This window comes from Tolypothrix sp. PCC 7712 (assembly GCF_025860405.1).
Taxonomy (GTDB): domain Bacteria; phylum Cyanobacteriota; class Cyanobacteriia; order Cyanobacteriales; family Nostocaceae; genus Aulosira; species Aulosira diplosiphon.
On sequence record NZ_CP063785.1, the window covers coordinates 420,049 to 432,394 of the forward strand.

The window sequence follows — 12,346 nt, forward strand, 5'->3', positions numbered from 1 at the left end:
TTACCCAAAATGCTGAATAATTGCTTCGGCAAATTCAGAACACTTTAACGGCTGTACTTGTGGTTCTAGTAAACGGGCTAAATCGTAGGTGACTTGACGATTGGCGATCGCACTTCCTAAGCCTTTCTTGATCAGATCTGCGGCTTCTTGCCAACCCATAAACTCTAGCATCATCACCCCAGACAAGATTACCGAACCGGGATTGATCCGATCTAAGCCGGCGTGTTTGGGGGCGGTACCGTGGGTTGCTTCAAAGACGGCGCAGGAATCGCCAATATTTGCCCCTGGCCCCATTCCTAAGCCGCCAACAATAGCAGCTGCTGCATCGGATAGGTAATCGCCGTTTAAATTCATGGTCGCCAGAATCGAATATTCATCGGGTCTGGTTTGGATTTGTTGAAAAATACTGTCAGCAATCCGGTCATTGACCATGATTTTATCTTTCCACTTGCCGTTGCCGTGGCTGTCCCAAATTGTGTTAAGAACAGTTTCAACTTCCTTGACAATTTGCGCTTGTTTCTCTGGAGTTAGGGCATCAAATCCAGGGTCAACTTGACGGGCGTTGTCTTCTAAGGAAAGATTGGGGTTTTTCTCCTTATTACTTAAAATCCAAGATTCCCTTTCGGTGACCGTTTCTTGGCGAAATTCGGTGGTTGCTAGTTCATAGCCCCAATCACGGAAAGCACCTTCGGTGTACTTCATGATGTTGCCCTTATGCACCAAAGTCACCTGTTGCTTGTTTTTGGGCAATAACAAGGCGTGTTTGATGGCACGGCGGACTAAACGCTGGGAACCCTTTTTACTAATGGGTTTGATGCCAATCCCAGCATCGAGGGGGATCTGCTTTTTTCCATGTTCTGGGGTGGCGGGGATCAATTCTTCATTGAGAATTTTAATTAAGCGATCGCCTATTTCGCTGCCTTGTCGCCACTCAATCCCCAAATAAATATCTTCTGTGTTTTCCCGATAAACAATTACATCTAGCTTTTCGGGATTTTTGTGAGGTGAAGGTGTACCTGCATAGTAGCGGCAAGGACGCACGCAAGCATACAAGTCAAAAATTTGTCTAAGAGCCACATTTAAAGACCGAATACCGCCCCCGACAGGAGTGGTCAAAGGGCCTTTAATAGCAACGCCATATTCTTCAATAGCTGTGAGAGTATCCTGAGGTAAATACTGATATGTGCCGTATAAATCGCAAGCTTCATCCCCAGCGTAAACCTTAAACCAGCTAATTTGGCGCTTACCGTTATATGCCTTTGCTACCGCTGCATCAATCACTTTTTCGGTAGCAGGCCAGATATCTATACCCGTTCCATCGCCCCGGATAAAGGGGATAATTGGGTTATCAGGAACAACAGGCTCACCATTCTTAAAGGTAATTTTTTCACCCTTTGTTGGGGGGGTAATCTTGTCGTACATACATACACTCCTAATTGATAAATATTTTGGGCATAGGGTATAGGGCATGGGGCATGGGGCATTGCTAATTCTTTCTCGTTCCTAATCCCTAGTACCCAATCCCCAGTCCCTAGTCCCCATTACCCCTAATCCCCACTCCCTGCGGTCGTGGGGGCCCCGAGTTCCCCAGTCCCAGCCTTTGCAGCGCAGATTTCCCCTACTTTCCTTGTACAGTATTTAGGGCTAAGGTGTGGGATTGAGTGAAATCAACGCTATTTTGTACGATCAAAAATAGTAAACTACTTTTCGCTATCAGTGTTTAATCTTTAAGAACACCCGATAGCCGATCGCATTTTCACACTCCCACTACAACGAGTAATTGGCATGACAGACCCAATGATTGTATCAGGCACTGCTAATGACATCGACTCCCTCCGAAGAACGCTAATCGCTGGGTCTCTTCAAGTCCAACAGCAAACAATCCCAAAGTTAGCTGAGTTGGGTGATGCGGGATTAGATGTCTTGATGGAATTTTTACAGAAACGTAGTGATACCCCAGCGACTTGGATTGATGGCAAGGCCTATCAAGTACTCTACAACTCTGATGCACCTAAAGCCAAAGAATTTTTGCTTTCCCATTTTCCTGAGGGAATTGTACCTCTAAAATCAGAGTGCGGGATTAATTACAATTCCTTGCAACAACTACTAGCCGCCCAAGACTTCCAAGCAGCCGATCGCGTAACCATCGAAAAAATGTGTGAACTAGCAGGGCCAACGGCATTACAAAGAAAATGGTTGTATTTTACCGAAGTAGAAAATTTTCCTGCGGTTGACTTACATACTATTAATAATCTGTGGTTAGTTCACTCTGAAGGCAAGTTTGGGTTTTCCGTTCAGCGAGAAATCTGGTTAGGTTTAGGTAAAAATTGGGACAATTTCTGGTCAAAAATCCATTGGAAAAATGGTAATAATTGGACTAGATACCCTAATGAATTTACCTGGGATTTAAGCGCACCAAGAGGTCACTTACCCCTTTCTAATCAACTACGCGGCGTTCGAGTCATTGCTTCGTTATTTGCTCATCCTGCTTGGAAGTAGTAATCAGGCCAATTTTGGATTAATGGATTTTAGATTTTGGATTTTGGATTAAAACAATGATCATGAGAAAATTCCAGAAATACCAAATAATACTCAATAATCCAATTTGGTATCAGTCATCAGTCCTCAATTATCAAAATCAAGGACAAATGACCAATGACAAACTACAAATGACAAACTACAAACAATGGCAAACGTCCGTTTAGAAGACATCAAACGTAGATTTAACAACGTAACTGCTATCGAGGATATTTCTTTTGAAATTCCCGATGGCGAGTTTTGGGTTTTAGTAGGGCCTTCTGGTTGTGGAAAATCTACAATTTTGCGAACGATCGCCGGTTTAGAAACAGCCACTTCCGGTAAACTCTTTATTGGCGATCGCTTGATGAATGATATCCCAGCTAGACAGAGAGATGTAGCGATGGTTTTCCAAAACTATGCCTTATATCCCCACATGACGGTGGCGGAAAACATCGCTTTTGGGATGCAGATGCGGAAGGTTGACCGCAAGGTAATTCAAGATAGAGTTTTGAATGTAGCGCGATCGCTTTCCTTGGAACATTTGCTAGATCGCAAACCCAAACAACTTTCTGGGGGACAACAACAACGGGTAGCATTAGGAAGAGCGATCGCACGTCAACCGCAAGTTTTTTTACTCGATGAACCTTTGTCTAATTTAGATGCCCAATTACGAGATGATACTAGAGCAGAGTTAAAGCAGCTGCATCAAAATGTGGGAATTACCACGGTATATGTAACTCACGATCAAGTTGAGGCGATGACTTTAGCCGATCAAATTGTGGTACTAAATCGTGGACGCATCCAACAAATTGGCGATCCCCAAAGCATTTATGCCAATCCCGCTAATCAAATGGTGGCAGCTTTTTTAGGCAATCCACCCATGAATATTTTGCCTGCAGTTGCTCAATATGAAGGTTTTAATGTTAGCGGACAGTTATTAGCAATTCCCACAAATTTACAAGCTAAATTACAAATACGTCAAGGACAAAGTGTGGATTTGGGTATTCGTCCCGAGCATATCACCATCAACACAGATTCAGCAGTTACCAGCGAAAACTCCGCACTATTATCTGTGGAAGTCAAGGTGGTAGAACCATTGGGAAGAGAAACTTTAATTCGGGCCAGTGTACCTGATTCATCAGTACTGCTGAATGTCCAGGTGGGTGGTGCGGTGCGTTTACATCCAGGCGATCGCCTTTCCCTACAACTCGATTTGAATCACTTATTTGTGTTTGATTCTACTACTGGTGACAGAATATTTCCTTGAAAACCCTGTGATTTTACTGAAAATACCAGGTTCAAAATCGAATTAATTTCTTGGCTATGGCTAGAGAAGGCTATTGGACAGTATATCCTTTATAAAAACATTCTTGAAGAAACTGAAAAAGATAGATTATTGTATTTAGCTGTTACCAACATAGCCTATAAAGATATTTTTGCTGAACCTATTGGAAAATTGGTTATGCAAAAAAACCATTTAAGGTTAATGATATTTAATTCTCATCGACAGGAAATAGAAGAATGGATAAATTAGAAAGATATCAAGCAATTATTGTAAAATTACTACAAGAATACGCTAGTATCCCTTATTCTTATGGTGATTTGGAAAGAAGATTTATCATTAGCGAAGACCACAATAATTATTTATTAATAACATTGGGCTGGCAAAATTACCAGAGAGTTCATGGCTGCCTAATTCATCTAGAAATCATCAATGATAAAGTTTGGATTCATCGAGATGGTACAGAAGACGGTATCGCTAATGATTTAGTAGCCTCTGGTATTCCTAAAGCAGATATTGTTTTAGCATTTCATCACCCAGAAGTTAGACAATATACAGAATATGCCATTAATTAAGCATTATGTAGGATGTGTTACGGCTTCAGCCGTAACACATCAAAGCTTTGGGTAAATGTATTATGCTAGCGCTACGTGAATTTCAAAAATAAAATATGAATCATATAAATTATTTTTGAATCTCCATTTGAGAAATTAGAGATTCTTTTTTGGTTTTCCCGCAAGGTTCAGCACTTTGGCAATCACTGACTGACTCAATTTTATAAGTTAAACTGACTTTTTTATTTAAAAAAGTTTCGGGTTTTTCGCATACTTCAAAGGTAGCGCCCAAATTATGTTCAGTTCCCTTGTCATCAACTAAGGTTACGTAGCATTTTAAATCGCCATTTACCATTTCTTTAATAGTGCCAACTTGCGGTTGTGCTGTTGCATTTGTCTCAGGTTCATCACTTTTGGCTTGGCTATGAGATTTTTTATTTGTAGCTTCTATTTTATTTTCTGTGGTTGTAGAAGTTGTTTTTACAGTTTCCGTTTTTGTCGGCGCTTTTTCTGAAGTTTCTTTTGCACTATCACTGGCTGCATTACTGCAACTAGTAATCCAGATAGAGCAAAGAACTACCGCAATTGTTGTGGCTAGCTTTTTCATTAGTGTAAATTGAAAGTACTGCAGTTAGGCTGATTTCACACCATAAAAAACTCCAGGTAAAATTTTTAATAGTGTGAAATCTTATACCTAGATTAACTAAAGCTTTTTAGCAGAACTTTCGCAATAACACAGCTATAGTACATAAAAATTTAATGTTTAAAAATTTACACTGCTTGCTTGACTTGAGATTGTGCTAAGTCGCTAGGAGCAAAGGCACCATTTTCTGTAATGATGGCTGTAATTAACTCTGCTGGGGTAACATCAAAAGCCGGATTATAAAAATCCACCCCTGAAGGCGTGAGAATAGTATCACCTACTTGATAAATTTCTGTGGGATTTCGTTCCTCAATGGGAATTTGACTACCATCAGATAATGCAAAATCAACAGTAGATAAAGGCGCAGCGACAAAGAAGGGAATATTATGTGCTTTAGCTGCGATCGCCACACTATATGTACCTATTTTATTGGCAGTATCACCATTCGCCGCAATTCTATCAGCACCAACAACCACAGCATGAATTAAACCCTGTTTCATGCAATGGGCTGCCATGTTATCAGTAATTACTGTCACGGGAATTCGTTCTTGCACGCACTCCCAAGCTGTGAGTTTGGCACCTTGCAAGCGGGGACGGGTTTCGTCAGCAAACACTCGCGCTAAACGCCCTTCCCGCCAAGCGGAACGCACCACACCCAAAGCTGTACCGTAACCAGCAGTAGCCAACGCCCCCGCATTACAATGAGTCAAAATTGTCAACTTTTCGGGATTTTTGGGCAATACTGCTAACCCATTGTCACCAATCGCCTGACAAGTTTGTAAATCTTCACCATGAATAGCTTGAGCCGTTTCCAAGAGATTTTGTTTAAGTTCTGCTACGCTTCCCAAGTTTTCATAAGCAGTTTTCATCATGCGGCTAATTGCCCAAAATAAATTTACTGCTGTGGGGCGAGTAGAACGCAACAGTTGAGCAACCTGTTCTAAACGCTGCAAAAATTCCTGACGATTACTGGTTTCAATTTCCCTCGCACCCAGATAGATACCGTATGCAGCCGCAACACCAATTGCTGGCGCACCGCGAACAATCATAGTTTTAATTGCCCACGCCATATCTTCGCTGCGGTGAATTTCTACAAAAGCATACTCATTCGGCAAGCGGGTTTGATCGATTAATGATACTGTGTCGTCATGCCAAATAATTGGATAAACCTGGTTTTGAGAATTTGTCACGTTGCTTTGCTCCGAAGTCAAAATAAAAAATTCGTCTTGAAAAGTTTGCTCAAGTCGGGAAACCCCTTCGGGTTCGGCAGTCCACTCGGCGGCATAGCCGCACGTGTGGCTGCACTCACCGCCCACGCAACTTTTCGCAAAAATCAAAATTAACAATTCCCTGATGCACAAAATGAGTCCACAAAATTGGGCAGCAATTTTTGCAGGGGGACATTGGTAGATATTTCGTCGCAACCCTGATACTAACTGTTGCTTAACCCAGTTAATGGAAAAAGGAAAGACAATACCTTTAACCCTTCCCCTTTACCCAAACCAAATTATGAGTGCAAAATACTCAACGAGTTGTATTGCTACTCACCCTACTATGCATATTTGAAAAATTAGGTACTAATTTTATCTCAATTCAGCCACTCAATACCCTCCTTGGTGAAGAGAAACCGCCCTCAGCAATCCAGATAATAGCCCAATTACCAATTACCAATTACCAATTACCCATTACCCATTTTCATCTAAGTTAATTTTTCTAACACTCTGCCCCTACTATGTATCCGGTGTAAATAAAAACTGCTGTAATAATGCTGAAATCCTATCGCTTAATTCTCAAAATTAAGTGCAGGAAATTTGTTTGCATGTTGAATTAGTAGATCAAGGATACTCGGACTCTATTTATGCAGTTATTCAAAATGTTCTGGAAAAGAACTAGCAAGAGGTATTATTACCCTCTACTATCTCTAGTCCTAGCGGTCATCTTAATATTTACTTCAGTCAGCTTTAGCCAAGCGCAAGAAGATAGCAGTACTAGCCAGCCACCTAATACCAACTCTACACCAATAGAGAATACATATACTCCTCAGCAAACTAGCAATGAAATGTGGAATGCGCCACGTGTGACCACAATTAGAAGCGTTAGCCCCAAGGAATTGTATATCAGTATTCCTCAATCACTTGTACCGGAAAATATTAATAACTACAAACAAGAAAGGGTGAATTTAGTTATTACAGGTGATAATTTTCCCAAAATAGATAATTCACAGAATAATAAAATTGCAGTCAAAATTGGTAATCCGCCGGATATTGCTACGACAACTAATATTAGAGTTGCAGATGATAGAAGGGCAATTTATGCAACTTTTAATAACGAGCAACTAAAGAAATTAAGCCGGGGACTACGCCCTGTAATTGTAGAAGTGGAAGGAAATGCCACTAATATAGACCCCTTAGTAGCTGGAGAGCAACTTCAGGTTACAGTCAAGCGTCCTGTGAGTGGGTTAACTACTTTCATTGTGTTTGCGATCGCAGCTCTGTTCACGTTCCTAATTATAGTCATCATCTATATGCTGGCTACAGAGTCGAAAAAAACCGACTTACCGCAACCAGTCAAAGAAAGCAATACAAGAAAGTTTAGTTCTTTAGAGTGGTTAATTCTTGATCGCCAAAGCAATACCTTTAGTTTGGCACGCACCCAGTTTGTTTGGTGGCTGACTATTATTGTGTTTGGCTATTTATTTCTCTTCATCGGGCGGGGACTAATTCAAGATATTTGGGAGTTTATTCCCCTATCAGGATTTGCCTATACCTTTTTAATTAGTTTAGTAACATTAGTTACAGCACAGGCAACTGCTGCCGTACGTGGTAGTAAAGGTTCCGGGCAAGTAAATCCTGCATGGTCAGATTTAGTAGTACATGGTGGTGTAGTCGCCTTAGAACGTGTACAGCAGGTAGTTTGGAACCTAATTATTGGTGTTGCTTTTATTGTAATTCTTTTAGTCACCTATACCACTGCATCTTCCTTACCAAGCATCCCCTCGGAAATTTTGGTACTGATGGGTATCAGTGCTGGTGGTTACATCGGTGGTAAAGCAGTCCGCAAAGCTGGCCCCAATATCACTCAAGTAGTGCTGTGGGGTGAACCAATAGACTGGAACACAAATCCTCAACTTACCGTAGCCGGAGAGCATTTTTCTCAAGCAGGGGGTGTAATTCTGCAAATGGTTTACTTAGACGAATCTTTGAATGAAAAACCAGAAACAAGAATTGAAATTAAACAAGACAATGTTTATACCCTAGAACCAGATCCGTTGAATCCTACGGAGTTTTGCAAAAAATTGCAAATCAATTTTAATAATTTGAATGCACTGCCAGAGTATGAATGGTCAGCATGGCTACAAGAATTTGCTAGTAATTTTACAGATAAAAAAGTCAAAATTACTTTAATTAATGCTGATGGGCAGCGGGCTGTTTGGGATGGTTCCAATCCTGTACCTGAAAGAAGAGATGCTCCAGCACTCCAAGCACCATAGGCATTGGGTTTGGGGAAAAGGTAAAAGGGTAAGGGTTCAAGGTATTTTCTTGCCCCTTTCCCCTTCCGCCTTTTCACCCTTAACCCAATACGGTTCAGTTCAGAAAATTAATTGATCACAAAACCAAAAAACTAGTTACTCAACAAAAAAACCAAACAATAATTTTGGAGGGGGTTTGGGGGACGCAACCGTCACCCAATCGGGGGTTTGGGGGAGAATCCCCCAATTTATCTGGCTTTTTTAATTAAGTGACAAATTAATCACTAATGAGCTTAACCCAAGCTTATTACCCCTTAACCCATCAGTAACAATAAATTCCAAATAATATTTGATACCCTTACAATACCCGTAATAAGCTAGGGATGCTATCGATAGCTGACAATTCCCGAATTTCTGCCAAAGCTTGGCGAAAGTCCCCTTCTTTCACATCGTGGGTAACCACCACAATCTCAGCTAGTTCTCCCTGAAACCCAGTTTGCACAACTGACTCTAAGCTAACGCCGTAATTGCCAAAGCAGGTGCCTAATTTACCAATTACTCCGGATTGATCTCTAGTTAGAAACCTGGTATAAAAACGAGTTACTAATTCGGAAATCGGGGCAATTTCACAGTAGTCTTGATGCCGACAAGCTAAGAGAGGATTCGGGTTAGCTGTACTAGTTTTCAGCGTTGCTACTAAATGTAAGATATCTGATGCTACAGCACTAGCAGTTGCGCCAGCACCAGCACCAGGCCCAAACAACATGACTTGCCCAATGGGTTCGCCTTCTACCAGAATGGCATTATACACGCCGTTGATGCTGGCTAAGGGGTGTGTTTTGGGTACTAAAGTCGGATGAACTCTTACAGATAGCTTCGAGCGATCGCTAGCATGAAGCTTGGCGATCGCTAACAATTTAATCACAAATCCTAATTTCTCAGCATAGGCGATATCGGTCTTACTAACTTGGCGAATCCCTTCTGCATAGACATCTTCTAGGTGAATGCGTCCGCCAAAAGCTAAGGATGCCAAAATCGCAATTTTATCGCCTGCATCTAAACCATCGACATCGGCGGTAGGATCGGCTTCTGCATAACCCAATCTTTGAGCATCAACCAATACATCCTCAAAGTTGCTGCCTTCTTGCTGCATCCTTGTGAGGATGTAGTTGGTAGTACCGTTAACAATACCTGTAACGGCGTGAATGCGGTTCACACTTAAAGACTGTTTGAGTGGTTGAATTACAGGTATACCACCACCAACTGCGGCTTCTAGCAAGACATAGACTCCAGCTTCATTAGCAGTGGTGAAGATTTCATCACCAAAGCGCGCGATCGCAGCTTTATTGGCGGTAACTATATGTTTACCATTTTTTAAAGCTGTCAGAATTAGCGATCGCGCCGGTTCCAATCCACCCATGACTTCCACAACAATATCTACCGCAGGATCGTTGACGATAGATTCTAGGTCTGTAGTCACTACTCCCTCTGGTAGTTGTACCTCACGCGGTTTATCAAGCGATCGTACTCCCACTCGGTGGATTTCTACTTCCTGCAACAATGGGTTACGGTCAGTTGTATCTTGTAACAACTGTACTGTACCCGTCCCAACAGTTCCTAATCCCAGTATTCCTAGCTTCACACCCACAAATTTTGTACCAAATTTCACCAATAACAATTGTAGGGTGAGCTGTTCGCCCACCCTACAAGTTATGTTTTGTCATTTGTCATTTGTCCTCTCTTACAAAGTTCTGATCGGAGGAAACCTCCGCTCAGACTTTGCGCTTCGTCCTTTGTCTAAAACCAATGACTAATGACTAATGACTAATGACCAAATTTAGTAAGTTTCTACGTGCCAGCGGCCAGCTTTCTTAATTTCCTTCTGGTAAGTACTCCAGGTTACGCCTTCTTTCGCAGCCGCCGCAGTTAACGCTGCATCAATACCATCTTCCATACCACGTAAACCGCAGATGTAGGTGTGGGTTTTTTCATCTTTAATCAATTGCCACAGTTCATCTGCATGTTCTGCAACTCGGTCTTGGATGTACATTCTGCCACCTTGGGGATTCTTTTGTTCCCGGCTGATAGCATAGGTGAGACGGAAGTTGTCTGGATACTTTTGCTGCATTTCTTCCAGTTCTTCCTTGTACAGGATGTTAGGACTTGTAGGTACACCAAAGATTAACCAGGCAAATCCATTGAATTGGTATTCTGGATTAGCTGCTCTCTCAGCATCCTTAAACATCCGCCACAGGTAAGCACGCATGGGCGCAATACCAGTTCCGGTCGCCATCATGATTACTTTGGCATCGGGGTCGCTGGGTAATAACATTTCCTTACCCACGGGCCCAGTAATTTTTACTTCTGCCCCTGGTTCTAAGAAACACAGGTGAGTTGAGCAAACACCGTAGACTGTTTCGCCACTTTCTGGGTGTTTATACTCTAACTGACGCACACACAGCGATACTGTTTTGTCATCCACATCATCTCCATGACGAGTTGAGGCGATGGAATACAGTCTTAGCTTTTCTGGCTTACCGTTTTTGTCTACTCCGGGTGGGATAATACCAATACTTTGACCTTCTATGTATTTCAAATTGCTACCAGAAAGGTCAAATTTTAGGTGCTGAACAATACCAATGCCACCTTCTTTGACTAAAGGTTCGTTAGATATACACTTACCAATAAAAGGTGCATTGGGACGGTAAATGTTTACAGGAACATCAGCATGAGAGTCTTTTTTAGCTTTCGCTTGAGTCATGGTGTTGCCTTTTTGATCCTTATTCTGAAGCTGTGTTTCAGCTGGTGGTTTTGCATTCGCAGGTGTGGCTTGACCATTCCCCTCACTGTTAGCAACCCCTAATGAGGCTTTACCATTTAATTGCTGTAGAGCGCTTGCGGGTTGAATGCTCACAATTTTTCCGCCTAGGCGAGTGATACGTCGCATTTCTTGATTCATGCGGTTGTAAGGCACTCTGATGAACACACTGCCACTGTTACGAATTGGGTAGTTTGTGTTATCAGTCTCTTCGTTCTGATGCAGACCAACCACTTCGTAAACGAAGACGCGGCTACCTGATTCTGTGTTGGCAGCACCCTCAACAGCACCTTGGTTATACATTCGTTCTACCACTCCGATGTTTACTTAACCGTTTTTCAAAAAAAACTTTTCCTATCACAAGTCAGCTTTAGTTTACCGGATTTTCGCTTCACTAAACTGGCGTTCTAGGAAAGACGGCATCATCAATGTAATGCCTTGCTAAGTACACTCACCAAAGACATCCAGGCGGCGCAAAAACACACCTGTTCACCTTCTAAGTTAAAGGATTAGTCTTGTGGAGAATGTTAATAATGAATCAATTTAATGTTTTCTTCCTGAACTAAAACATCCCAATAGGGAGATAGTGAGCTATTACCCAAAGGGCACGTCGCCATAGCAAACTCAGTATAAAGACAGTTTTGATAGGTAGAAGCCACCACTCATTTTGCCCTTAAAAGCCGCTACTACGCTTGCCTGTTTGCGGCAGATATCTCCAGTAACACCAATCGCGGAAGCTTTGTTCCTTGTAGTTGGATTTCCCGGATTGCACCTTTTTTCTTCCATTCGACAGAAAACTTTTGTGCAACTTGCATAGAAAATGTTTTTGGTTGCATTGCTCACCTGATCGGGAATAATTTCCCAACTAGGGTAAGTCTATCTGTAAAATCGAATGATACACGAAGAAATGAGTTAAGCATCTATATTAAGTTTTACGTGATGTGATCCATCTGTCAACCTCTATCAATAGAGTTTCGGAGGCTCTGATTTGTATTTGATGATGTTTACAAAGCTACAACAATAATTTTTTGATGTAATTTAGTTGACTCATTCTTGAGAT

The 12,346-nt window shown here is 41.8% G+C and carries 11 protein-coding genes; 5 read left to right on the plus strand and 6 right to left on the minus strand.

Annotated elements, in window-relative coordinates; translation table 11 throughout:
- Positions 1-1,422: an NADP-dependent isocitrate dehydrogenase gene (locus tag HGR01_RS01500; RefSeq protein WP_045869978.1), complete on the minus strand. Its 1,422-nt coding sequence runs from the start codon at positions 1,420-1,422 to the stop codon at positions 1-3.
- Between the two features lie 363 nt (positions 1,423-1,785).
- On the opposite strand from HGR01_RS01500, the gene HGR01_RS01505 reads away from it, so the two are divergent.
- From HGR01_RS01505 to HGR01_RS01515, 4 genes are all read left to right on the plus strand, one after another.
- Complete coding sequence (locus HGR01_RS01505; RefSeq protein WP_045869979.1) at positions 1,786-2,499, plus strand: GUN4 domain-containing protein; 714 nt, start codon at positions 1,786-1,788, stop codon at positions 2,497-2,499.
- Positions 2,500-2,686: 187 nt separating this feature from the next.
- Positions 2,687-3,787 (plus strand): ABC transporter ATP-binding protein, encoded by a 1,101-nt coding sequence (locus HGR01_RS01510; RefSeq protein ID WP_045869980.1) that lies wholly within the window; start codon positions 2,687-2,689, stop codon positions 3,785-3,787.
- 99 nt (positions 3,788-3,886) lie between these two features.
- Positions 3,887-4,054: an element excision factor XisH family protein gene (locus tag HGR01_RS41900; RefSeq protein ID WP_413777625.1), complete on the plus strand. Its 168-nt coding sequence runs from the start codon at positions 3,887-3,889 to the stop codon at positions 4,052-4,054.
- On the plus strand, positions 4,042-4,377 hold the full coding sequence (locus tag HGR01_RS01515) for a XisI protein (RefSeq protein ID WP_045869981.1): 336 nt from the start codon (positions 4,042-4,044) through the stop codon (positions 4,375-4,377). The genes HGR01_RS41900 and HGR01_RS01515 overlap by 13 nt, the downstream gene beginning before the upstream one ends.
- Before the next feature lie 109 nt (positions 4,378-4,486).
- Here HGR01_RS01515 and HGR01_RS01520 read toward each other — a convergent pair whose 3' ends face one another.
- Positions 4,487-4,963: a hypothetical protein gene (locus tag HGR01_RS01520; RefSeq protein WP_045869982.1), complete on the minus strand. Its 477-nt coding sequence runs from the start codon at positions 4,961-4,963 to the stop codon at positions 4,487-4,489.
- A 164-nt stretch (positions 4,964-5,127) separates the two neighbouring features.
- Positions 5,128-6,189 (minus strand): S-methyl-5-thioribose-1-phosphate isomerase, encoded by a 1,062-nt coding sequence (gene mtnA, locus HGR01_RS01525; RefSeq protein WP_045870128.1) that lies wholly within the window; start codon positions 6,187-6,189, stop codon positions 5,128-5,130.
- A gap of 683 nt (positions 6,190-6,872) precedes the next feature.
- Here mtnA and HGR01_RS01530 point away from each other — a divergent pair.
- Positions 6,873-8,489, plus strand: a complete 1,617-nt coding sequence (locus HGR01_RS01530; protein ID WP_045869984.1) for a hypothetical protein — start codon at positions 6,873-6,875, stop codon at positions 8,487-8,489.
- Between the two features lie 337 nt (positions 8,490-8,826).
- Here the strand turns inward: HGR01_RS01530 and HGR01_RS01535 are convergent, their stop codons facing one another.
- The 3 genes from HGR01_RS01535 to HGR01_RS01545 form a co-directional block, all read right to left on the minus strand.
- The gene (locus HGR01_RS01535; RefSeq protein WP_045870129.1) at positions 8,827-10,116 is read right to left on the minus strand and encodes a homoserine dehydrogenase; all 1,290 of its coding nucleotides are present in this window, start codon (positions 10,114-10,116) and stop codon (positions 8,827-8,829) included.
- 189 nt (positions 10,117-10,305) lie between these two features.
- Complete coding sequence (petH, locus tag HGR01_RS01540; protein ID WP_045869985.1) at positions 10,306-11,589, minus strand: ferredoxin--NADP reductase; 1,284 nt, start codon at positions 11,587-11,589, stop codon at positions 10,306-10,308.
- A gap of 383 nt (positions 11,590-11,972) precedes the next feature.
- Positions 11,973-12,122: a hypothetical protein gene (locus tag HGR01_RS01545; protein WP_155539181.1), complete on the minus strand. Its 150-nt coding sequence runs from the start codon at positions 12,120-12,122 to the stop codon at positions 11,973-11,975.
- Positions 12,123-12,346: the final 224 nt, after the last annotated feature.